Here is a 22,872-nt window from a genome sequence, read left to right on the forward strand (position 1 = left end):
TAGAGCGCCATCTTGGTAAGATGGAGGTCCCGGGATCGATTCCCGGTCGGGGCTCTCTCATTAATTCATGCGAGAGCACGTATTAATGATGTGGCGGTGTAGCTCAGCTGGTTAGAGCGCACGACTCATAATCGTGAGGTCGACGGATCGAGCCCGTCCACCGCTACGCCCCGATAGCTCAGTGGTAGAGCGCCATCTTGGTAAGATGGAGGTCCCGGGATCGATTCCCGGTCGGGGCTCAGATAAGCCTGTCTCTTCGGAGGCAGGCTTTTTTGTTTGCCTATTTTGCCTGCCTAAAACCGGTACACGCAGGTGCTTAGTATGTGCTCAGTGCACGGCCCAGTACCGGGTACAGCAAAGCCCCCAAGAAGAACTCGGGGGCTTCATCTTTATGCTCTTACGAAAGCGTTAGGAGGCGCGGCTTACCACCGGCAGCTGGGAGAGCAGCTCGTAGGAGCGCAGGCGGTCCTCGTGCTCCCACGCCTCGGTCATGACAATCAGCTCGTCAGCGCCCGTGCGTGCCACCAGGTCCTCAATACGAGCCTGGGCGGTGGCGGGGGAGCCCACAATCGCCTCGGCGGTCATGCGTTCAATGTGCATCTTCTCGGTGTCGGTCCAGATGGCGTCCATATTCTCCACGGGAGGCGCGAACGACAGGTTGCCGCGCACCACGCCCAGGAAGTGCTGCTGCTGGCTCGTGTACAGGTAGCGGGCGCGCTCGTCAGTATCAGCGAGCATGGCACTGGCGCCCACCATGACGTAGGGCTGCTCCAGGTGCTCGGAGGGCTTGAAGTTCGCGCGGTAGGTATCGACCGCCTCCTGCAGCATGGCGGGTGCGAAGTGCGAGGCGAACGCGTAGGGCAGACCCAGCTGAGCGGCAAGCTGCGCACCGAACAGGGAAGAACCCAGAATGTACAGGGGCACCTTCGAGCCCTGACCGGGAATGGCGTGCACGCGGTGCATGGGGGAGGGTTCACCCAGGAAGCGCTGCAGCTGCTGCACCTCGGCGGGGAAGCTCATGGCGGCAGAATCGTCGCGGCGTAGGGCGGCGGCGGTCATCGGGTCGGTGCCGGGCGCACGGCCCAGACCCAGGTCGATGCGGCCGGGGTGGAAGGCGTTGAGGGTGCCGAACTGCTCTGCCATCACGTAGGGTGCGTGGTTGGGGAGCATGATGCCGCCCGAACCCACGCGAATGCGCTCGGTTGCGGCGGCAATCTCCGCCATGACCACCACGGTCGCCGAAGACAGCAGGGAACCGGCGTTATGGTGCTCAGCGACCCAGAAACGCTCGTAGCCGTAGGACTCAGCCGCGCGCGCCGCATCGATGGTGTTGAGCATGGTCTGATGCTGGCTCTGATCGGAGCGGTGCGGCATCAGGTCAAGAACCGAAATTTTTACGTTAGAAGACATGGGTTTTCCTTCTGAAGTAGATTGCGGGTACCCGTTCAGCCTACTCTCGCCTGGGCGAGAAGTGTAGGGGCATATTGCGCGCCTTCGCTAGCAGGTAAATAATGCGAAGAAATACGGCGCGCGTGCGCTCTGAATCGTTGATGCGCCGTCCACTCTGTGCGCCCAAGCTGAACACTGTGCACAAGAACGGTAGACTGAAACCATGAGCATTAACCCTGAGATTGTGGGCAGGGTCTACCCGTCCGAGAACACCTACGTTGTCGGCCGTGAGAAGATCCGCGAATTTGCCCGAGCAGTTCACGCAGAAAACCCCCTCCACCACGACGTTGAGGCAGCCCGCGCGGCAGGGTACGCAGATGTGATTGCCCCGCCGACCTTCGCCATTATCCTGGCGCAGGTAGCCGACGCGGCACTCATCAACGACGATTCCGCCGGTATTGATTTCTCCCGCGTGGTGCACGCCGACCAGCGCTTCACTCACCACCGCCCCATCGTTGCCGGTGATGAGCTGCGCACCGAAGTTCACGTGGACTCCGTGCGTGCGATGGGTGCCGGCGCAATGCTGACCACCCGCGAAGAAATCGTTGACGCGCAGGGCGAGCCGGTCACCACCTGCATTTCTTCCCTGCTGGTTCGTGCTGAGGAGGAGAACTAATGGTGCGTTTTGAAGATCTTGAAAAGGGCCAGGAGATTGGTTCGCGTACCGTGGAGCTCTCCCGCGCTTCGCTGGTGCGTTACGCTGGCGCCTCCGGTGACTTCAACCCGATTCACTGGAACGAGCGTTTTGCCCAGTCGGTGGGTCTGTCCGGCGTGATTGCGCACGGCATGCTGACCATGGGCACCGCCGTGCAGCTCGTGAGCGACTGGGTGGGCGACCCCGGCGCGATCGTGGACTATCAGACTCGCTTCACCAAGCCCGTTCCCGTGGCGGATGCGCCCGGCGGTGAAAACCCTGACACCCCCACGAACGCCCTGACTATTAGCGGTAAGGTGGGTGCTCTGAATGAGGAGGAGCGCACCGCCCGCATTGACCTGACCGTCACCGCGCGTGACGAGGACGGCAAGGAGCAGAAGGTTCTGATGAAGAGCCAGGCTGTGGTTCGTCTCTCGGCATAGTCTCTGGGCATGGAGTTTCTGCGCTCGCAGATAGCTTGCGTGAAGGCCTCGGTGCTACCCGATGCGGTGGTGCCGGGGCTTTTGCGTGCTCGCCGATTTTATCTGCTCGCCGAGGTTGTGTGCTTATCGGCGGGGCGGTGGCGTTTTTCTGAGAAAGGTGCGGTGGAAAATGAAGGCAAAATCACCATAAGGTTTTCGTGACTTTAACGCGTGGTGGGTATTGACCCCGCACAACGACCGGTATTCTTAACCTATGACTGAAAAGCTGTTGAGCGAACTGACCACCGCCCAGGTAGGCGGCCCCGCTAAGACCTACGTCCGCGCCACCTCCGAAGCAGAAATTATCGAAGCAGTCTCCGCTGCAGACGCCGCAGGCGAACCTGTCCTCATTGTGGGCGGCGGCTCCAACCTGCTGGTTTCCGACGAAGGCTTCAACGGAACCGTCGTGCACATCGCCTCCGAAGGTGTAGAGGTTCTGCCCATCCCCGCATGCGGCGGCGCGAACGTGCGCGTGCAGGCAGGCACCATCTGGGACGACTTTGTGAAGCTCAGCATCGAGAATGAATGGGTCGGCCCCGCGGCTCTCTCCGGCATTCCCGGCACCGTTGGTGCAACCCCCGTGCAGAACGTCGGCGCATACGGCGTTGAGGTGGGCGAGTTCATCGCCTCCGTACGCACCTGGGACCGCGAAAAGAACACTCAGAAGACCTTCGTGAGCGCAGACCTGCGCTTCGGCTACCGCGACTCGGTACTCAAGCGCGCAACCGTCAACGGCTCTCCCCGCTACGTGGTGCTGACCGTTGATTTCCAGTTCACCCTCGGTAGCCTGTCCTCCCCGATTCGTTACGCTGAGCTGGCGAAGAGCCTGGGCGTTGAGCCCGGTCAGCGCGCCGAATCCGCCCTGGTGCGCCAGAAGGTGCTGGAGCTGCGCGGTTCCAAGGGCATGGTGCTCAACCCCGAGGACCGTGACACCTTCTCCACCGGTTCCTTCTTCACCAACCCGATTGTTCCGCGTTCTACCCTGAAGTCTCTGCCTGAGGGCGCCCCGAACTTCCCGGTGGTCGTGAAGACTTCCCCGTTCACCGCGGGTGTCGAGGACCCCGATCACGTGAAGCTCTCGGCTGCTTGGCTGATTCAGCACGCAGGTTTCGATAAGGGCTTCGGCCTGGACGGTGAGTCCCGCGAGATTGCTCAGGGCCGTGCAAGCCTGTCGACCAAGCACACCCTGGCGATTACGAACCGCGGCGGCGCATCCGCTGAGGATATCTTCGCTATTGCCCGCGCTGTGCGCGACGGCGTGCGTGAACGTTTTGGCGTGACCCTGGTTCCTGAGCCTGTCGTGGTCAACGGCGAAATCTAAGCACCCTCCCAACTGCGAGGGCAGATACAACAAACGCTTCGGGCGGTCTCTTCATTGGAGACCGCCCGAAGCGTTGTATTGACCGTTGTATTGACCCGCTGAGCTAGTGGCGAGGGGAGGAGAGGCGCGCCTGCCCCGGCAGGTACGGCCTGCGCTTGGGCGCTGTGCGCGTTGCTGCCAGGGGAGCGGCGGGTAGGTGCTCCATCAACACCTGAACCGCCAGGGGAAGCTTCTGCGGAGGGCTGGGGGCGTGGAAAATCGGCTTATGGCGCGTGGGTCGGTACGGGTAGTATTCCGCGTCCTCGCTGTGGGACCAGACCAGGTTGCCGAACTCGCCGGGAACGGGGGAGAGCACGTTGGCGTAGTAGGCGCGTGCCTGCAGGTCGGTGCGCTCGGAGGTGCCGGTAGATACGCCGCCGGGTACGCGGTCCTGCTCGATGACGAGGGCACGGACCATACCGCCTACGGTGCTGACCGCGTTCACATGTAGGGCGAGTAGGTCCCCGTCCTTGTGGTCTACCTGTACCTGCCCGTCCGCGAGGATTTGGGTGTCCATCGTGATACTGCTGGCGATTCCTTCGCAGAGGGCGCGGATGAGCGCCATACGTGCCGGGTAGAGGTCTGCGATGTCCCAGCCGATGAGGGCGGGCGCGGCGGAACTGCCTGCGTATTCCTCGCAGGATTCGTAGGAGGCGACGTCCACGTAGCCGCGGGCGATGGGCTCGCGGTCGTGAGGGCGGCCGTCGCGCAGCTCCCAGAAGCTGAGGGCGGTTGCGGTGAAGACAGCCTGGCCGTCGCGTACGGCGACGCTGAGCGTAAAGTCTTGCGGGTAGCCGTTTTTGGTGCGCGGGCGCAGGGTGATTGCGCGGGTGTATTCGTTGAATTCCTCGGGCCAGTCCAGGTAGTAGCTCATTTGTGCCCCGTCGCCACGGTACACGGTGAGTTCGCCCGGCAGCAGCATAGCTTCGGGCGCGCCGCCAGCGCGTTCTGCGGCGTAGTGTTCGCTCACGGGCCAGGGGCTGAACTCTGTGCGGTAGAGGTTGGAGAGGAAGGAATCGAGCATAGAACGTATCCTCTCATAGTTTGAGGTTATGGTGCATGGTTAGAGGGCTTAAATGACAAATGAGCTGTCCCTCCTGGTTGCTCAGAAAGAGTGTTCAGAAGGGACAGCTCATTGTGTAGGGTGCGCGGCTTGTTAGAGGGATTCACCGCGGCGTTCAGGCAACAGGAACACGGTGGTTGCCGCTACCAGGAACGCGGTGGAGAAGAGCGTAAAGAGCAGCGGGGTTCCACCGAATGCGACCAGCGGCGGCACAATAAGCGGTGCCGCGATGGAGGCGATACGACCGATACCGGCGGCGGCGCCGGTGCCGGTTCCTCGCAGGTGGGTCGGGAAGATCTCCGGGCTCAGGGCGTAGAGGGCACCCCACGCGCCGAGGTTGAAGAAGGAGAGCATGCAGCCGGCGAGGATAATGAATACCTCGGCGTGCGCCATACCGTAGCCGGCAGCCGCCAGCGCGGAGCCGAGCAGGAAGGTCGCCAGGGTTGCGCGTCGGCCCCACTTTTCGATGAGGTAGGCGGCGACCGCGTAGCCGGGTAGCTGGGCGAGGGTCATGATGAGCGTGAACGCGAAGGACTTCACGAGGCTGAAGCCCTGGGCGTTCAGCAGCGCCGGAATCCAGATGAACGCGCCGTAGTAGGAGAGGTTAATGCAGAACCAGATGACGCACAGGGCGATGGTCTTGCGGCGCTGACCGGCAGCCCAGATCGAGTGGATCTTCGCGGATTCTGCGTTGTCGGCGCTTTCTGCCGCGCCATGTACGGAAGCGTCTTCGGTCTGCTTCTTATTGGTTCGGGAGAAGAGCGCGGGGGACGCCTCGAAACGTTCAACAATCTGGCGTGCCTGATCGTGCTTGCCGACCGACTCCAGGAAACGCACCGACTCCGGGGTTCCCATGCGGATCACGAGCGAGTAGATGGCGGGAATCAGGCCGATGGCAAGTGCCCAGCGCCAGCCGTTCGCCTGCGGAACGATGAAGGTGCCGATGAGAGCGGCGAGGATCCAGCCCAGAGCCCAGAAAGCCTCCAGGGCAACCACGACACGGCCGCGAATAGCGCGCGGTGAGAACTCAGAAATCAGGGTGGACGCTACGGGAAGTTCCGCTCCCAGGCCCAGACCGACCAGGAAACGGAAGACGAGCAACACACCCAGGGAGGTGGCAAGCGCGGAGGCGCCGGTCGCCAGACCGTAAATCAGCAGGGTGAGTGCGAAGATGTAGCGGCGGCCGAGCTTGTCGGCGAGTAGACCGCCGAAGGTTGCGCCGAGCGCCATGCCTACGAATCCGATGGATCCGAGCCAGGAGGCTTCGGTGGGGCTGAGCTGCCATTCCTTGATGAGGGCTGCCATGACGAAGGAGATGAGGCCGACGTCCATGGCGTCTAGAGCCCAGCCGAGACCCGAGATGCCCAGGAGCTTGCCGTGGGCGCGGGTGAAGGGCAGGTTTTCGAGGCGTTCGTTGAGAGTCGGTGCGGCATTGCGTTCAGCAGCGGGTGTAGAGGTGCCAGCGGGTGCAGCAGCGTTGGTGCGGGGTGAGTCCGTTGATACGGGACGTGAGGAGGACACGGTAGTGGGTCGCTTCCTTAATGTTTAGGCATGATGCCGGGCGAATTGTTCCCTTACAGTGTATAAAGGTACTTTCGACTTGAACACTATTGAAACGAAAAAATTTTGAAGATGACAAAAAATCTCATACATGAAGAAAACTTTCACAGCCGCCATCCAGCAGTGAATGCTATTCTCTAACCACCGCCGCCCGGTGAAACTCACCTACGGCACGTTTGGAAGGACCACCCCTGAAAACCATTGAAGATGAAGTCAAAGAAAGCGAAACCAGCCGCTTTCACCGCTGGCTCGAAGCCCGCAAGGAGCGCATGCACGCGCATCCGGTCATGCGTCATCTCTACAAGCCCCTCGTCATCGGCGTGGGCGCCTTCTGCTTTATCGCCGGACTGATTATGCTCGTCACCCCCGGCCCCGGCTGGCTGTTCATCTTTATCGGCCTGGGCATTTGGGGTACCGAATTCACCTGGGCACGCCGCGCCAATATTTTCATGAAGCACGTGGTGCTCACCGCCTGGTACCGCTACCGCGCCTGGCGACAGCAACGCAAGGAACGCAAAGCTGCACGCAAAGCAGAACGTAAGGCGGCCGCCGCAAACCAGCGCTAACCCAGCTCTCATTAACCCGGTCCGCGCAAGATATACGCAGACACAAAAGCCCTCGCTCCCATCCGATAAGAATGGTAGCGAGGGCTTTTGTTATAGCTTGTCAGTGAGCTTTAGAGCTTGCCAATAGCAATCTGCAGCATGCGGCGAATCGGCTCAGCAGCACCCCAGAGCAGCTGGTCACCCACGGTGAACGCGCTAATGTACTCGGGGCCCATCGCGAGCTTACGCACGCGACCAACCGGAATCTCCAGAGAACCGGAAGCAGCCACGGGGGTCAGCTGCTCCATGGAAGCCTCACGCTCGTTCGGCACGAAGCGAACCCAGGGGTTGTCCTCAGCGATGATGCGCTCAATCTCCTCGAGCGGCAGGTCCTTCTTAAGCTTGATGGTCAGCGCCTGAGAGTGCGAGCGCATCGCAGCGATACGGACGCACAGGCCGTCCATGGTGATCTTCTCGTCCTCGGAGCGGCCCAGGATCTTGTTGGTCTCGACCTCAGCCTTCCACTCCTCGCGGGACTGACCGTTACCCAGGTCAGAGTCAATCCAGGGAATCAGGGAGCCGGAGAGCGGCACACCGAACTGGGTGGCATCCAGCTCACCGGAACGCTGCTTAGCGAGAATTTTGCGGTCGATGTCCAGAATTGCGGATGCGGGGTCGTTCAGCTCCTCGGAGACCTCGTTGCCCAGGTCACGGAACTGCGCGAGCACCTCGCGCATGTGGCGGGCACCGCCGCCGGATGCTGCCTGGTAGGTCATGGAGGTTGCCCACTCGACCAGGTCGTTCTTGAAGAGGCCGCCCAGACCCATCAGCAGGCAGGAGACGGTGCAGTTACCGCCGACGAAGTCCTTCACGCCGGATGCCAGGCCGCGGTCGATGACGTCGCGGTTGATGGGGTCCAGCACGATGATGGAGTCATCGTTCATGCGCAGGGTGGAAGCTGCGTCAATCCACAGGCCGTCCCAGCCAGCCGCACGCAGCTTCGGGTGCACAGCCTCGGTGTAGCCACCGCCCTGAGCGGTCACAATAATCGAGTGCTTGCGCAGCTCGTCAATGTCGTATGCGTCCTTCAGCTCGGACGGCTCAAGAACACCGTCGAAAGTGGGCGCAGCGCCACCAACATTAGAGGTGGTGAAGAAGACGGGGGTAATGCCCTCGAAGTCGCCTTCCTCAACCATGCGCTTCATGAGGACCGAGCCCACCATGCCGCGCCAGCCAACAAAACCTACAGAGTCACCGGGATTAAAGTTCATGGTTCCCAGTGTACTCTCAGGCTGGCGGGTGTGGACTAACACCGTACAAAAAATCTGATATTCGGAACGGTCCGGTACCGGCACGTACGCGAGAGCTACAGACGCTCGAGCCGCTGGAACGAGAAGTACATGGGGTTTTTCGTGCCCGACTCATCGAGCAGGTAGCCCTTCTCGCTCTTCTCCCAGGCACTCTCGGAGGTAACCCGCCAGCACCCGTTCGGGGAGCTGCCCTCGCAGTTACCCGCAGAATCTGCAAGCTGCAGTTCGGGCGCTCGCGTATCGCCGGTGATCTCGTTACCTTCCTGGCAGTAGAAGAGGGTACGCTCCACCGTCTCTACCCGACCGAAGGCGGGCAGATCGGTGCGGGAGAGCGCCTCCGCGTACACGAAGCCGCCGCCAATAATCCAAGCATCAACTTCGGCGGTATCTGCGGGGATATCTTCGACCGCTGCACCCGCGGCGTCACGCGCCGCGTACAGCGCCGCATCCAGCGAAGGAACCCACAGGGCGCCATCGCGCTCTTGTGCCTCAGAAACAGAACGGCTAATCACAATATTCGTACGGCCCGGCAGAGGGCGAAACCGCGGCGGAAACGACTCCCACGTGCGGCGACCCATAATCACCGGAGCACCCAGCGTCACCTTCTTGAAGTGCGCCAAATCCTCCGGCGCGTACCAGGGCATATCCCCGTTACGACCAATGATGCCGGCATCAGTTTGAGCCCAAATAGCGCCCAGACGAAACATTATGCCTCCTAGAGCTACCTGCAGTTAGACCGCAATCGGGGCGGCAATACCGGGGTGGTGCTTATAATCCACCAGCTCAAAGTCTTCATACTCGTAATCGAAAATAGAAGGCTTCTTGGTCTTAATGACCAGCTTCGGGTACGGGTACGGTTCGCGCGGCGGGTAGGGGTTGCCCTCCGGGTCGGTGCCGTAGCCCAGCTGCTTCTTCACCTGCTCCAGGTGGTTCGAATAGATGTGGCAGTCGCCGCCGGTCCAGATGAACTCGCCCGGCACCATGCCGACCTCTTCAGCAATCAGGTAGGTCAGCAACGCGTAGGAAGCGATGTTGAAGGGCACGCCCAGGAACATGTCGGCACTACGCTGGTACAGCTGGCAGGACAGCTCCTTCACACCATCGGCGCGCTCGTGTACGTAGAACTGGAACAGCGCGTGGCAAGGCGGAAGCGCCATGCTATCCACTTCGGCGGGGTTCCACGCCGAAACAATGTGGCGGCGAGAGCTCGGGTTGTTCTTCAGCGACTCAATGACCTTCGCGATCTGGTCAATCGTGCCACCATCGGGGGTCGGCCACGAACGCCACTGCACGCCGTATACCGGGCCCAAATCGCCGTTCTCGTCAGCCCACTCATCCCAAATGGTCACGCCGCGCTCCTGCAACCAACGCACATTCGAGGAACCGCGCAGGAACCACAGCAGCTCAATCGCCACCGACTTGAAGTGCACACGCTTGGTGGTAATCAGCGGGAACGACTCACGCAAATCAAAACGCATCTGACGGCCAAAAACACCGAAGGTACCGGTGCCGGTACGGTCGGAACGCTGCGCATCCGCCGCAATAGCGTCCTTGTTCTCCTCGAGGATTTCGCGCAGAAGATCTTCATAGGGCGTAGGGATTGCGTGAGTCATAAGAAAAACCTTGAATCCTGTCAGTAGACGTGAGAGGCGGCAAAGAAGCAACCGCCCCTCTATTGTAAAACCCGCAAACGGGGTGCAGGTAGAGCAAACGCGCTGAGCATAAAGCCCAGCGCGCTCGCCGTTAGAAGATAAAAGAGATGGGTGCTAGTCCAGCGCCGCGCGTACACGCTCCACCGAGACAATACGCGGGTCATCGCCCTCGGTCACCTGCAGAACCAGGGCATCGCCAGGCTCCAGGTACGGGTCCTCGGTCGGAAGAACCTCCGCGGAACCCTCAAACAGGTACTCGCGCAGAACGTCCATCACCTGCGGCAATACCGGGCGGTGGGTGCACAGCAGGGACGAAGAATCCTTATCGAACAGCGACGCCACCACGCGGGCAGTACGCGCCGGGTGACGCTGAGCGCCAGCCTCCGACAGGGACTTCTTCTCCTTCACCGAAACACCGTAATCCACCGAGTACGGGGTCACGGTCTGAACGCAACGCAGCCACGGGGAAGAAATAATACGGCTCGGAGCCCATGCCGCAAAGAGACGGCTAGAAGCCAGCGCCTGACGCTTGCCGGTAGCCGCAAGCGGGCGGTCATCCTCAGCAGCAGCCCAGTTCGAACGCGGCTTAGCCTTCGCGTGGCGGGCAATCAGCACCGGGCGGGTGCGCAGCGCGTCCGCCTCCGCGAGAGCCTCCAGGGACTCCAGGGGAGCCAGGTCGTCCTCGTTAGTCAGCAGGGCGCGAGCAACCTCGGTGGATACCCAGCGCAGCTCATCCACTTCACCCTCATCCGCCAGGGCGCGGGCACCCTCGGGAAGCTCAGCGGACCAGTAGAAGACATCCTTCGGGCGGCCACCCACCGGGTAGGAAGTCACCGCCAGAGGCACACCCAGAACAACCTGCAGGCCGACCTCTTCGCGAATCTCACGAATAGCAGTCTCAGCCAGGGACTCGCCCGGATCCTGCTTGCCCTTAGGCCAGGACCAGTCGTCATAACGAGGGCGGTGAATGATCAGGACCTCAAGCGCACCATCGCGCATACGCCAAATCAGTGCGCCAGAAGCAACAATATCCGCAGTGTTCGCGGGGGCGCGGTCAATGCTGTTGACCGCGTCAAAACGTCGTGCCGAGTAGTAGATGGAGGGGGAATCCAGCGGTGCCATATCTCTCTCTGAACCTCTTCGCTAGGCTTGTGCACAATGCCAGAGGGCACCATGCTCCGCGTCTAATTGTAGGCGAGAGAACGGTCAAGTTGTAATCTCAACGTAACCTGTTGTTCACTTTTGCGCTAAGTGCACTAGTCCACCGCACGTTTTTGCACGACACGCGGAAAACCCCGCCTGCCCCACGCCATAAAGCGCGAGAACAGACGGGGTTCACAACCAGAAATCACCGGTAGGTCAGCGGTACATCCTTAGACCTTATCGACCACGTTCTTACGGGAACGCGAGCTCAGGTAGTACGACTGCACGTCCTGCAGCGGGTTGCCCTGGTCGTCGGTGTCGTGGCGGGTCCAGTTGCCCTCAGAATCCAGGTGCCAGGTACGCGAAGAATCACTCATGTAGATGGTGAACATATCACGCAGATACTTCACGTGGCGCGGATCCTTCACCGGAACCAGAGCCTCAATGCGGCGGTCCAGGTTGCGGTGCATCATATCGGCAGAGCCAATGTAGACAATCGGATCGCCACCATTCTCGAAAGCAAACACACGCGAGTGCTCCAAGAAACGACCCAGCACCGAACGGACGCGAATATTCTCGCTCAGACCCTTAACGCCCGGGCGCAGAGCACAAATACCGCGAACCACCACATCCACCGGCACACCAGCCTGCGAAGCACGGTACAGCGAATCGATCACGGCCTCATCCACCATGGAGTTGCACTTAATCTGAATCTTCGCCGGGCGGCCAGCCTTGTGGTTCTCAATCTCCTGATCAATGCACTCAATCAGGCCGCTACGCAGAGTACGCGGTGCGACCAGCAGCGACTGGTAGTTGGTCTTCGGCGCGTAACCGGACAGCTGGTTGAACAGACGCGAAACATCCTCACAAATCTGCTCGTCACAGGTAATCAGACCCAAATCCTCGTAGAAACGAGCGGTCGACGGGTGGTAGTTACCGGTGCCGATGTGAGCGTAACGGCGCAGGTGGTTACCCTCGCGGCGCACCACCAGCGACAGCTTGCAGTGAGTCTTCAGACCCACGATGCCGTACACCACGTGCACGCCGGCGCGCTCCAGCTTACGAGCCCACGAGATGTTGGCTTCCTCATCAAAACGAGCCTTAATCTCAACCAGCGCCACAACCTGCTTGCCTGCCTCAGCCGCCTCAATCAGCGCATCCACGATGGGGGAGTCGCCACTGGTGCGGTACAGGGTCTGCTTAATCGCCTGAACACGCGGGTCAGCGGCTGCCTGAGCCAGGAATGCCTGCACACTGGTCGCGAACGAGTCGTACGGGTGGTGCAGCAGCACGTCGTGGTCGCGGGCGGCAGCGAAAACGTCCGCAGCCTTCGCGGTCTCGGTGGCGTTGAGCCAGCGGGAGGTGTGCGCAATGTGCTTGGGGTAGTGCAGAGCCGGGCGGTTCGCGCGAACAATCGCACTCATGCCGCGCAAATCCAACGGAGCCGGCAGGCGGTACACCTCGGACTCGTCAATGTTCAGCTCAGAAATCAGCAGATCCAGGATGGTCGGGTTGATGGTGTCCTCAACCTCCAGGCGGACCGGAGGACCGAAACGACGGCGCAGAAGCTCCTTCTCCAGGGCCTTCAGCAGGTTCTCTGCATCGTCCTCTTCCACCTCAAGATCCTCGTTACGGGTCACGCGGAAGACGTGGTGCTCCACGACCTCCATGCCCGGGAAGAGGGCGTCCAGATGCTCAGCAATGATGTCTTCGAGCGCAATGTAGCGGCTCTCGCGGCCCGCAGTATTAGCGGCGCGGGAACCATCCACAGAGACCATGCGGTCCAGCTGATCGGGCACCTTCACGCGGGCGAACAGCTCCTTGCCGGTCTGCGGGTTACGCACCAGCACCGCAAGGTTCAGCGACAGACCCGAAATGTAGGGGAAGGGGTGCGCCGGGTCAACCGCCAGCGGGGTCAGAATCGGGAAGATGTCCTGCATGAACTCCTGACGCAGGCGCTGCTTAGCGTCCGCATCCAAGTCGTCCCAACCGACAATGCGGATGTTCTGCTCCTCCAGAGCAGGCAGAACCTGGTTGTGGAACACATCGGCGTGGCGCTCCTGCAGCTTATGGGCACGCTCAGCAATCTCTTCCATCTGCTCCTCGGGGCTCAGACCGGCAGCCGAAGGCACCGCCAGACCGGTCGCAATGCGGCGCTTCAGACCCGCCACACGCACCATGAAGAACTCGTCCAGGTTGGACGCCACAATCGACAGGAAGTTCAGACGCTCCAGCAGGAACAGGTTCGGGTCCTCCGCGAGCTCCAGCACGCGGGTGTTGAAGTCCAGCCAGCTGCTCTCACGGTCGAAGAAACGCTCCGGGCCGAACTCCTCTTCCAGACTGAAGTAGGAGCGCTTCTCGCCCTTCTCAATGCGGTCGCCGCGGGACTCGGCACGCTCAATCTTCGAAATATCGTGGCCGATATGAATGACACCGGTCATGGGTGCCGGCTCAGACGGCTTAGGCTTAGGCGCCTTATTCAGGCCATTGGGGGCGGGTACCATACTGTACTTGCCTTTCTGCTCGGGGATAAGTCGTGAAGAGGCACGCCAACTGTGGCGCACCAAAACTAGGCGGCAGGCTCAGCCTGCTGGGCGGGGGCGTACATGCGGTCAACCGTCGCCACACCGAAACCCAACGAAGTGTAGAGGGAGTATGCGGCGGTGTTATCGGCATCCACGTACAGGTCGATGGCGCGCAGCGGCTCACCGTTCTCATCCTCCGTACAAGCCAGGTACGCCAGCGCGCGCAGGGTGAGGGTTCGGCCCAGGCCGCCTCCCTGTGCCTGCGGGCTCACACCCACCACATAAATCTCGCCGGAGGGGGACAGCTCGCCCTGCTCCTGGCCGGTGGGGATCTTCGTCCAGGTGAACGCCGCAATAGCGGAGTCATCCTCCACCTCGGAGGCGATGAAGAAACCCTCGGGACGGAACCAGGGGGAGCCAGTGCGCTCGCGCAGGTCGGCGAGGGTGAGCTTGCCCTGCTCGGGGTGGTGCGCAAACGCTGCGGCGTTCACACGTAGCCAGGGGAATTCGTCCGCGCCGGTAAAGGTGCGCATCCGCAGGTTCTCCGGCAGAGTGCGCGCATCGGAGCGTTCCACGAGCTCTTCGCGGGTCTGCGCGTCCAGGGGCAGAACCATCTTGTACAGCACACGTACCGGCTCGAAACCGTGCAGGGTCGCGAACGCGTGGGCGGGGCTTTCAATGCCGGTGTCGGTGGCGCTGCCGTGAACCCAGAGGCGGTAGCGTACGGCGTCTTCACCCAGCTGGCGGACGGCGTGGTCGAAGAATGCGCTGCCGGCGCCTCGTCCGCGGTATTCGGGGGCGACGGCGGCCTCAATCACGCCGGTATCTTCGTCATGTGCGGGGGTGAGCGCCACGAAGACAGCAGCGAGGGTGCCGTTGTCCTCGGCGACAAAGAAACGCGGAGGGGTGAGGGTGCTTTCGCGTAGCGCCTTGCTCAGCTCGATGCGGGTCTGCTCGGAGAACGCCGAAACGCCGTCGTGCTTGGCAACCGCCTGGGCAAAGGAATCGAATCGTTCCAGCAGCTCTTCGGCGAGCTGCGGTTCCGCGTAAACAAGGGAGCTTTCAGCGGGCAGGGTGGAGGGATTGGGTGTCTGACTGTGTACCATCATCGCCTTCTTTCGTAGCCTTCTGATTCAACTCTACCGGGGATGATTGCTCTTTGAAGAGTTTGCTCTTCGTCTTGGGCGAATATGACAAGAACCGGAACATTTACACACTCTGGTACCTGGTTCAGCGGCGAGTCTACCCGAGAACGGGCACACCAAAACAGCGGTTGGTACCGCAAAATTTAGCGGGTGCTGTTGAAGGAATAGCCCACGTTACGCACGGTCGAAATCATCTGTTCGTACTCGGTGCCGAGCTTGGAACGCAGACGACGCACGTGCACGTCCACGGTGCGGGTGCCGCCGTAGTAGGAGTCGTAACCCCACACTTCAGAGAGCAGCTGGGCGCGGGAGAAGACGCGTCCTGGGTGCTGAGCCATGAACTTGAGTAGTTCAAACTCTTTGAAGGTCAGGTTCAGCGCCGCGCCGGAAAGGTGTGCCGAGTACGCCTGGGTGTCAATGACGAGGTTGCCCGCGCGCACGATGCGCTCTTCCGAGCTTTCTTCTTCCGCGGCTGCGTCGCTCTTGATGGCGAGGCGCAGGCGCGCATCCATTTCGGAGGGGGATGCCTGGTCAGAAACAATATCGTCCACCTGCCAGGAGGCGGCAACCGCCGCCATGCCGCCTTCGTTCAGGAGTGCGATGAGCGGCAACTGCACACCGGCTGCGCGCAACAGCTGTGCGCATTGGCGTGCCTTGACGAGTGCGGTGCGGGCATCGACCATGAGCAGGTCGAAGGTCTCGGATTCGAGGGCGGTGTGGGCGGTGTCGAGGGGGAAGACGTGTACCTTGTGGCTGAGCAGGCTCAGCGAGGGGATCATATCCTGCGCGGCGGTGTCGCTCATGAGCGCAATACGGTACACACCCTCTCCTTTCCCGCGTATTTTTCGTGTATTTCCCGTGTAAAACTTTTGGGCTCTTTCTAGTGTACTCGCCAGGCTGTGACGCGGCTGTGGGCGCCGGTGTAGACCGGGCCGAATATCGTATTCCGGACTGTTCGTACGGGCTTCTCAGCTGGCCATGATGGGGCACCTACCCGGATTCTGCGGGGCTATTATTTTGCTGGTGCCGGTCGGGGCGTATGCATGTTGAGAATCGTGCTGTTCACTATGTTTCTGCCGCTGATTCTGCGCCCTTTCGTGGCGGGTCTATGGTAGGTTTAAGGCATGGAAAACAATCTTATGGCTCTTGAAGCTCTCTTCATGTCGCTGATGGCTATCATCTCCGTGTGCATCGGTATCGGTGCATTCGCAGTGTTGCGTGGCCTCTTCAGCGGCCAGAAGTAGTCTTCCCGCACAGAGCAGAAGCATCGCCCACACAGGGCTTTAGGCGGTCGTACGGTTCGTACCGCCTCGCCAATGACGGCGTGAACCCCCACCCGGTCCCCTCCGGTTGGGGGTTTTCTATATGTCTGATGCCGGGCGTGGACGGGGAATTATCCCGCGTCGAGGGCGAACGAACGGGGCGCCGTTTTACTCTCGGGTACTAAAATAGAGGGTATGGCTATTGAAATCCCTACCAACCTAACCCCTGAACTTGTTCCCTTTGCATGGCTGCTCGGCACCTGGGAGGGTACCGGAACCATGTGGTACGAAGGCCAGGAAAACACCCCCTTCGGCCAGATTATTACTTTTGAGCAGGACGGCCTGCCCTTCATCGAATACCGTGCTGAGTCTTTCCTGCTCGATGACGAGGGTCAGAAGCTGCGCCCCATCACCGTTGAGACCGGCTTCTGGCAGATTGACCGCCCCCTGACCGATGCCGACGGCGGCTTCGGTATCGTGCCCAAGGACGTTGTCCCCGCATTCCCCGATGCTGAGAGCGTTGAGACCCTGCGCAACGAGGACGACGGCTTCTCCCTGCTGGCAACCATCGCGCACCCCGGCGGCATTAGCGAGAACTACGTGGGCATGGTCAAGGGCCCGGTCATTCGCATGCAGACCGGCAACCTGCTGCGCGACGACATCTCCCACGAGTACGCGGGTTCCGTGCGCCTGTGGGGCCTGGTCAACGGCAACCTCATGTGGGACTGGGAGGTCGCAGACGCTGAGGGCAAGCTGCACAAGCACGCTTCCGCTGAGCTGCGTAAGACCTCGTCGATGACCGGTGACTCCCTGGGCACCTCGATGTTCGGTTCCCTGGATGGCGAAGAGCCCACCGGCGAGCCCGGCTCCGAGCCCACCGCCTAATAACTAACTTGTGTCTGCCCCGCCGGTCGGCGGGGCAGACTCTTTGCGTGAAAGGTACACCTTCCGTGACTGAATCTTCGCTTGAAGCGCCTCAGGCTGAGGTACCCCAGCCCGATGCCGCCCGCCCGGCGAGCCCCCTGCTGAGCCTGCACGGCGCTTTTGCTGCCTCCGGGCTGGATGCCGGCGTCGCCGCACACTACGGCAACCCCATGCTGGAACAGCGTTCCCTCAGCTTTGATCGCTCCGCCGGTGCGGAGGAGCCGCTGGTGTTGGTGGACCGCTCTTCCCTGGGCGTGGTGCGTGTTGAGGGTGCGGACCGCCAGACCTGGCTGACCTCCATCGCCTCGCAGATTCTGACCGGCATGACCGCCGGGGAGAGCCGCGAGTTCCTGCTGCTTTCACCTCAGGGCCGCGTGGAGTATGCCCCCGCTGCGATTGAAGATGGCGAGGCGCTCTGGCTGATTGTGGAGGGCTACCAGGCTCAGCCGCTGACCGATTACCTGAACCGCATGAAGTTCATGATGCGCGTTGAGGTGCAGAACCTCAGCGACGAATACGCCGTGCTGGAGAGCGCTCGCAACCCGATCCTGCAGGACGGTTCGGTGCATCCGGCGCTCGCTGAGGGTAAGCCGCTGGTGTGGGAGGATCCTTGGCACACTCCGGCACCGGGTAGTTACCGTTACGATGAGGCGGGTGACGCCCACCCCGGCGCGGACTATGTGCGTTTCTTGAGCATTGTGCCGCGTTCTGCTCTGCCCGCCCTGGCTGAATCTGCGGATGCGCGTTTTGCGGGCCTGTGGGCCGCCGAGGCTCTGCGTATCGAGGCCTGGCGCCCCCGCTACGGCACCGAGGCTGACGATAAGACGATCCCCCAGGAGCTGGATTACACCCGTACGGCGGTGCACTTCGATAAGGGCTGCTACAAGGGGCAGGAGACGGTGGCTCGCGTGCATAACCTGGGCCGCCCGCCGCGCCGCCTGGTGTTCTTGGATATTGACGGTTCGGAGCACACCCTGCCGGCGGCAGGTAGCGAGCTGTTCGTGGAGGGCAAGTCCCGCCCGGTCGGTCGTATTACCTCGGTGGCGTTGCATCACGAGGCGGGCCCGATTGCTCTGGCTGTGATTAAGCGCGGCGTTGACCCGCAGGCGCCTTTGCGTGCGGTTGATGGTGGTGACTTCCTGCCCGATGGTTCGCCAGCGCCGGCGACCGAGTACGCGGTGGCTCAGACGACGGTGGTTTCGCCGGAGTCCGGTGAGGTGGCGCGTCGTTCTTTGGCGGGTCAGGACTTCCTGAAGCGCTAGGCGCTCCCCGACCCAAAACCGCCTGAACTAGACCCACCCCAACTAAAAGCCGCGGAGGCGGACACTCGTTGTGAGTGCCCGCCTCCGCGGTTTTAGTATGAGTGCTCAGCGAGCTTGCTGAGTCTGTGGGGTTTAGCGACCGAAGAGGACGGCTGCTTCTTCCCAGCGTTCCTGAGGTACGGACTTCAGGCCGTCCAGTGCCTCTTCGAGGGGTACGTACTTGATCTCGGTGCCCTGCACGGAGACCATCTTGCCCCACTGCTTCTGTGCGACCATATCGACTGCGCCCATGCCGAGGCGGGTTGCGAGCACGCGGTCGTAGCCGGTGGGTGCGCCACCGCGCTGGATGTGGCCCAGGATGGTGTTACGGGTTTCGACGCCGGTCAGCTTCTCGATTTCGTGGGTGATGTACTCACCGATACCACCGAGGCGGGGACGACCGTCCTTCTCGGTACCCTTGTTTGCCATGACGTCGTCGAAGCCTTCGGGGATGAAGCCTTCAGCAACAACAACCAGGGGAGAGCGGCCGCGGTCGTGCACTTCCTTGACCCATTCAGCAACCTGCTCCATGGAGACCTTGACCTCGGGGATCAGGATGGCGTGTGCGCCTGCTGCCATACCGGAGTGCAGTGCAATCCAGCCGACGTGGCGGCCCATGACCTCGGCGACCATGCAGCGGTGGTGAGATTCACCGGTGGTGCGGATGCGGTCCATTGCCTCGGTTGCGATGGACACTGCGGTGTCGAAGCCGAAGGTGTAGTCGGTTGCGCGCAGGTCGTTGTCGATGGTCTTGGGGACACCGATGACGGGCAGGCCTGCGTCTGCCAGGCGCTTTGCGCCTGCGAGGGTGCCTTCACCGCCGATAGCGACGATTGCGTCGATGCCGTGGCGTTCCATCATGATTTCGATGTTTTCGGGGCCACCGTTGGGGCCGTTGAAGGGGTTGGTGCGGGAGGTACCGATGATGGTGCCGCCCTGGGATGCCAAGCCGCGGACCTTCTGACGGGGCAGGTCCATGTAGTCGCCTTCGACGACGCCGCGCCAGCCATCGCGGAAGCCGACGAATTCGTAGCCGTACTTCTTGACGCCGTTGAGGACAGCGCCGCGGATGACAGCGTTCAGGCCGGGGCAGTCGCCGCCGGAAGTAAGCAGACCGATCTTCATGGTTGGCTCCTAATGTCTGCGCGTTTTAGGTGTTGTGCGCGCGTGTATATAACTATGACCTCCACGAATTCGGCGCATGGGTGTGCGCCGGTCGGGAGGTCGTTCTCTTGGTCTCTATTTTAGCGATGTTTGGGTTGTGTGGGTAGTGGTGGAAAGCCGTGGGAACGCCCGTTTTGGTGCTGAAAAGTTCAGGTTTTTAGTACCTGTATGTTTGGGTTTGAAACACAAATAGCCGCCCTTTCCCACCTATGGCACCGAAGAGGCGAATGAGGCTTCCTCACATCTGTAAAGATGCGGGAAGCCTCATTCGTTTTAAAAATATTTTTAAATATTTGTGGGATTCTCCGTTTTTAGGGCAAAAAACGGTCAATAGTCCTGTGATTGATCGTTTCGCACCGGTTTATCCCACGTCTGAACCGCTTCCCACGGGGTGAGTTGCAGGTTTAGCAGGCGCGTTCAGAGGGGGACGGAACTAGTCGCGTGCCTGACCAAGGAACTTCTGCAGGCGAGCCAGGCCCTCTGCCAGGTCATCGTCGCTCAGAGCGTAGGAGAGGCGCAGGTAGCCGCTGGGGCCGAATGCCTCGCCGGGAACTACGGCGACCTCAGCCTTTTCGAGGATGAGCTCGGCGAGCTCTGCGGAGGTCTGGGGGCGTACGCCCGCGATTTCCTTGCCGAGCAGTTCGCGTACGTCCGGGTATGCGTAGAACGCACCGGTGGGTACGGGGCAGTGCACGCCTTCAATAGCGTTCAGGCCGTCGACGATGGTGCGGCGGCGGCGGTCGAAGGCGGCGTGCATGATTTCCACGTCGTCCTGCGGACCGGTCAGAGCGGCAAGGGCTGCGCGCTGGGCGATGTTGTTGACGTTGGAGGTCATGTGGGACTGCAGGTTGGAAGCTGCGGCGATGACGTCGCGCGGGCCAATCATCCAGCCCACACGCCAACCGGTCATGGCGTAGGTCTTTGCCACGCCGTTGAGGATGACACACAGGTCAGCGAGCTCGGGCACCGCCTTCAGGATGGAGACAGCCTGAACACCGTCATAGGTGAGGTGCTCGTAGATTTCGTCGGTCAGAACGAAAATGCCCTTGGACAGAGCCCATTCGCCGATGGCGCGGGTTTCCTCTTCGGTGTAGACGGCACCGGTCGGGTTGGAGGGGGAGACGAAGATGAGCGCCTTGGTTGCGGGGGTGTAGGCGGCTTCGAGCTGCTCGACGGTGACCTTGTAGTGCTGGTCGCTACCGGCGAATACCTCGATGGGGTTGCCGCCTGCCAGGCGGATGCATTCGGGGTAGGTGGTCCAGTAGGGTGCGGGCAACAGGACGTCGTCGCCTTCGTCAATGACGGTTGCGAATGCCTGGTAGACCGCCTGCTTACCGCCGTTGGTGATGACAACCTGGGAGGGGTCAATCTCTACGCCGGAGTCGCGCAGGGTCTTTTCCGCGATTGCCTTCTTCAGTTCGGGAAGACCGGAGGCGGGGGAGTATCGGAAGTTCTTGGGGTCGTTGAGCGCTTCGCGTGCGGCGTCCACAATGTGCGCGGGGGTGGGGAAGTCCGGTTCGCCTGCGCCGAAACCGATGACGGGGCGTCCCTGAGCCTTGAGTGCTTTTGCCTTTGCGTCGACGGCAAGGGTTGCGGAGGGTGCGATGGCACCGATGCGGCTTGAAATACGCGCCATGGGGCTCTCTTCTCTTTCTTCTTGTGCGCTGCCGGCGTGAAGTCGACAAGGAAATAGGTGATGGGAATGCACGTGTGGGACCAATCCGCGCGTGATGGGCGCGGGTGTGTGCGGCGTTCCTTGTAATAGGATACGGTCCACTAGTAGCGATGCGGAACCCCTCGTCAAGGTATCTCAAGAGGTTTTTCGAAAAATATTACATTCTGAAGTTGCATCGGCCCCGAAAGATGGTTTACAGTTAGTTCTGCACCCGCAAGGGTGTAATTGTTTGCCCCTCTAAAGCCACGGCTTAGGAGGCAGTGGAGGAGTAGACACGTGAGAAGCAACTCTCACGCCTGAAGTTAACGCTTCAAAGGGTGGTGGCTCAATTGGTAGAGCAGCGGTCTCCAAAACCGCAGGTTGCAGGTTCGAGTCCTGTCCGCCCTGCTTTTATTGCCTCAATAAATAATTTGTACGCCCGCACCCCGGGCGTACTTTTTTAGACTCAGAAAGGGGCAGAAGAAATGGCATCGTCTGCTACCGCCGAAAAGGCTGTTCAGCCCGGCGCATCGTCGAAGAGCGATAAGAAGCTCGGTTTCTTCGGCCGTATTTTTGCATTCCTCCGTGAAGTTTTTGCGGAGTTGAAGAAGGTTACTACTCCCACCGGACGTGAACTGGTTGGTTACTTCTTCGGAGTTCTGTTCTTCGTCGTGGTGATGCTCCTGCTTATTTCTGGTCTGGATTATCTTTTCGGCCAGGGAGCATTCTGGATTTTCGGTAACGGAACGATTCAGCGTAACTAGTACTGGCTGCATCCTTAATCTGGGTGCCCCATCAGTGATTTCCCTCAGCGTATTGGCGAGTGGGAGTCCCCTCTAGATGATTAACGATAGAAAGTAGGAGCGACGTGTCCGAGCAGGAACTGGTATCCGAGATTGAAGAGGTCGAGGTAGCCGCTGCTGAGGCTACTGAGGAGTCTGCGGCTATTGAGCAGCAGGCTGAGGAAGCTACCGAGGCTGTCGAGGTGGCTGAAGCAGCTGCTGAGGCGGCTGAGGAAGTCGACGCTCTGGAAGAATTCAAGTCCAAGCTGCGCCGTCAGATGGGCGACTGGTACGTGGTGCACACCTACTCCGGTTACGAGAACAAGGTGAAGACCGGTATCGAGACCCGTATCCAGAACCTGGAAGCTGAAGATGAGATCTTCGAGGTTCAGGTTCCCATGGAGACCGTGGTTGAGTTCAAGAACACCGTGAAGAAGACCATCCGCCGCGTGCGCGTTCCCGGTTACGTTCTGGTTCGTATGGAACTGACCGACCACTCGTGGGGCGTTGTCCGCCACACCCCGGGTGTGACTGGCTTCGTGGGCCAGGATGCGTACAACCCGGTCCCGCTGCGTATGGACGAGGTCTTTGACATGCTCCTGCCGGTCTTTGAAGAGCAGCAGCAGAGCCAGGGCCTGCCCGTTTCCAAGCCCGTTATCGAGTCCGACTACACTGTGGGCGAGAACGTCCGCGTGAAGTCCGGTGCTTTCGAGGGCATGGACGCTACCGTTTCGGAGATCAAGGGCGAGTCCCAGCAGATTGTCGTGATGATTTCCGTCTTCGGTCGCGACACCCCGGTGACCTTGAGCTTCACCGAGATCGAAAAGATTTAACGCTTCTAGCGCGTGAATATGAGCCTCACACTTCGGTGCGGGGCTCATATTGCGTATGGGCGTCTTGAACTATGCGAGCTGTGT

General features: G+C 60.9%; 20 protein-coding genes and 3 tRNA genes. 11 read left to right on the forward strand and 12 right to left on the reverse strand.

Translation table 11 applies throughout. The features are described from left to right. Positions 1-92 precede the first annotated feature (92 nt). A tRNA-Met gene (locus QZ822_RS05285) sits at positions 93-166 on the forward strand. A gap of 1 nt (position 167) precedes the next feature. Continuing rightward, positions 168-239: transfer RNA gene (locus QZ822_RS05290), tRNA-Thr, on the forward strand. A gap of 169 nt (positions 240-408) precedes the next feature. On the opposite strand, the gene QZ822_RS05295 is transcribed toward QZ822_RS05290, so the two are convergent. Beyond that, the gene (locus QZ822_RS05295) at positions 409-1,410 is read right to left on the reverse strand and encodes an LLM class flavin-dependent oxidoreductase (RefSeq protein ID WP_294643141.1); all 1,002 of its coding nucleotides are present in this window, start codon (positions 1,408-1,410) and stop codon (positions 409-411) included. 202 nt (positions 1,411-1,612) lie between these two features. Here QZ822_RS05295 and QZ822_RS05300 point away from each other — a divergent pair, with 202 nt between their 5' ends. From QZ822_RS05300 to QZ822_RS05310, 3 genes are all read left to right on the forward strand, one after another. Next, on the forward strand, positions 1,613-2,065 hold the full coding sequence (locus QZ822_RS05300) for a MaoC family dehydratase N-terminal domain-containing protein (RefSeq protein ID WP_294643144.1): 453 nt from the start codon (positions 1,613-1,615) through the stop codon (positions 2,063-2,065). Further along, positions 2,065-2,526, forward strand: coding sequence for a MaoC family dehydratase (locus tag QZ822_RS05305; protein WP_294643146.1), 462 nt, complete (start codon positions 2,065-2,067; stop codon positions 2,524-2,526). The genes QZ822_RS05300 and QZ822_RS05305 overlap by 1 nt, the downstream gene beginning before the upstream one ends. Positions 2,527-2,779: 253 nt before the next feature. Then, on the forward strand, positions 2,780-3,886 hold the full coding sequence (locus QZ822_RS05310; protein ID WP_294643148.1) for a UDP-N-acetylmuramate dehydrogenase: 1,107 nt from the start codon (positions 2,780-2,782) through the stop codon (positions 3,884-3,886). A gap of 103 nt (positions 3,887-3,989) precedes the next feature. Here the strand turns inward: QZ822_RS05310 and QZ822_RS05315 are convergent, their stop codons facing one another. Together QZ822_RS05315 and QZ822_RS05320 are read right to left on the reverse strand one after the other, a co-directional pair. Then, complete coding sequence (locus QZ822_RS05315; protein ID WP_294643150.1) at positions 3,990-4,949, reverse strand: histidine kinase; 960 nt, start codon at positions 4,947-4,949, stop codon at positions 3,990-3,992. A 132-nt stretch (positions 4,950-5,081) separates the two neighbouring features. After that, a complete protein-coding gene (locus tag QZ822_RS05320; RefSeq protein WP_294643152.1) occupies positions 5,082-6,509 on the reverse strand; it encodes an MFS transporter in 1,428 nt (475 codons plus the stop codon). A gap of 308 nt (positions 6,510-6,817) precedes the next feature. On the opposite strand from QZ822_RS05320, the gene QZ822_RS05325 reads away from it, so the two are divergent. Further along, entirely contained in the window at positions 6,818-7,114 is a 297-nt protein-coding gene (locus tag QZ822_RS05325; RefSeq protein ID WP_005504836.1) for a PGPGW domain-containing protein, read from the forward strand. 110 nt (positions 7,115-7,224) lie between these two features. Here QZ822_RS05325 and asd read toward each other — a convergent pair whose 3' ends face one another. From asd to QZ822_RS05360, 7 genes are all read right to left on the reverse strand, one after another. Beyond that, positions 7,225-8,364 (reverse strand): aspartate-semialdehyde dehydrogenase, encoded by a 1,140-nt coding sequence (asd, locus tag QZ822_RS05330; protein ID WP_294643155.1) that lies wholly within the window; start codon positions 8,362-8,364, stop codon positions 7,225-7,227. 95 nt (positions 8,365-8,459) lie between these two features. Next, a complete protein-coding gene (locus QZ822_RS05335; RefSeq protein ID WP_294643157.1) occupies positions 8,460-9,110 on the reverse strand; it encodes a dihydrofolate reductase in 651 nt (216 codons plus the stop codon). A 24-nt stretch (positions 9,111-9,134) separates the two neighbouring features. Then, the gene (locus QZ822_RS05340; protein ID WP_070846802.1) at positions 9,135-10,016 is read right to left on the reverse strand and encodes a thymidylate synthase; all 882 of its coding nucleotides are present in this window, start codon (positions 10,014-10,016) and stop codon (positions 9,135-9,137) included. Positions 10,017-10,169: 153 nt separating this feature from the next. Beyond that, complete coding sequence (locus QZ822_RS05345; RefSeq protein ID WP_294643159.1) at positions 10,170-11,177, reverse strand: NUDIX hydrolase; 1,008 nt, start codon at positions 11,175-11,177, stop codon at positions 10,170-10,172. A 251-nt stretch (positions 11,178-11,428) separates the two neighbouring features. Beyond that, entirely contained in the window at positions 11,429-13,702 is a 2,274-nt protein-coding gene (locus QZ822_RS05350) for an RNA degradosome polyphosphate kinase (protein WP_083324836.1), read from the reverse strand. A 65-nt stretch (positions 13,703-13,767) separates the two neighbouring features. Then, positions 13,768-14,832 (reverse strand): mycothiol synthase, encoded by a 1,065-nt coding sequence (gene mshD, locus QZ822_RS05355; protein WP_294643162.1) that lies wholly within the window; start codon positions 14,830-14,832, stop codon positions 13,768-13,770. A gap of 179 nt (positions 14,833-15,011) precedes the next feature. Further along, positions 15,012-15,689 (reverse strand): response regulator transcription factor, encoded by a 678-nt coding sequence (locus QZ822_RS05360; protein ID WP_294455534.1) that lies wholly within the window; start codon positions 15,687-15,689, stop codon positions 15,012-15,014. 636 nt (positions 15,690-16,325) lie between these two features. Between QZ822_RS05360 and QZ822_RS05365 the strand changes: the two genes are divergently transcribed. Further along, positions 16,326-17,015 carry an FABP family protein gene (locus QZ822_RS05365; RefSeq protein WP_294643164.1) on the forward strand — a complete coding sequence of 230 codons (690 nt, stop codon included), beginning with the start codon at positions 16,326-16,328 and terminating at the stop codon, positions 17,013-17,015. A 65-nt stretch (positions 17,016-17,080) separates the two neighbouring features. Further along, positions 17,081-18,316 carry a folate-binding protein YgfZ gene (locus tag QZ822_RS05370; RefSeq protein ID WP_294643166.1) on the forward strand — a complete coding sequence of 412 codons (1,236 nt, stop codon included), beginning with the start codon at positions 17,081-17,083 and terminating at the stop codon, positions 18,314-18,316. A gap of 132 nt (positions 18,317-18,448) precedes the next feature. Here QZ822_RS05370 and QZ822_RS05375 read toward each other — a convergent pair whose 3' ends face one another. After that, the gene (locus QZ822_RS05375; RefSeq protein ID WP_294643168.1) at positions 18,449-19,480 is read right to left on the reverse strand and encodes a 6-phosphofructokinase; all 1,032 of its coding nucleotides are present in this window, start codon (positions 19,478-19,480) and stop codon (positions 18,449-18,451) included. 472 nt (positions 19,481-19,952) lie between these two features. Then, a complete protein-coding gene (locus tag QZ822_RS05380; protein WP_294643170.1) occupies positions 19,953-21,155 on the reverse strand; it encodes a pyridoxal phosphate-dependent aminotransferase in 1,203 nt (400 codons plus the stop codon). Positions 21,156-21,508: 353 nt separating this feature from the next. Between QZ822_RS05380 and QZ822_RS05385 the strand changes: the two genes are divergently transcribed. From QZ822_RS05385 to nusG, 3 genes are all read left to right on the forward strand, one after another. Further along, positions 21,509-21,581 (forward strand) — tRNA-Trp (locus tag QZ822_RS05385). A gap of 77 nt (positions 21,582-21,658) precedes the next feature. After that, positions 21,659-21,937 (forward strand): preprotein translocase subunit SecE, encoded by a 279-nt coding sequence (gene secE, locus QZ822_RS05390; protein WP_005504868.1) that lies wholly within the window; start codon positions 21,659-21,661, stop codon positions 21,935-21,937. Between the two features lie 104 nt (positions 21,938-22,041). Continuing rightward, the gene (nusG, locus tag QZ822_RS05395; RefSeq protein WP_049338063.1) at positions 22,042-22,788 is read left to right on the forward strand and encodes a transcription termination/antitermination protein NusG; all 747 of its coding nucleotides are present in this window, start codon (positions 22,042-22,044) and stop codon (positions 22,786-22,788) included. Positions 22,789-22,872: the final 84 nt, after the last annotated feature.

Origin of the sequence: uncultured Rothia sp., assembly GCF_916715725.1 — a bacterium.
In the GTDB taxonomy this organism is placed as follows: domain Bacteria; phylum Actinomycetota; class Actinomycetes; order Actinomycetales; family Micrococcaceae; genus Rothia.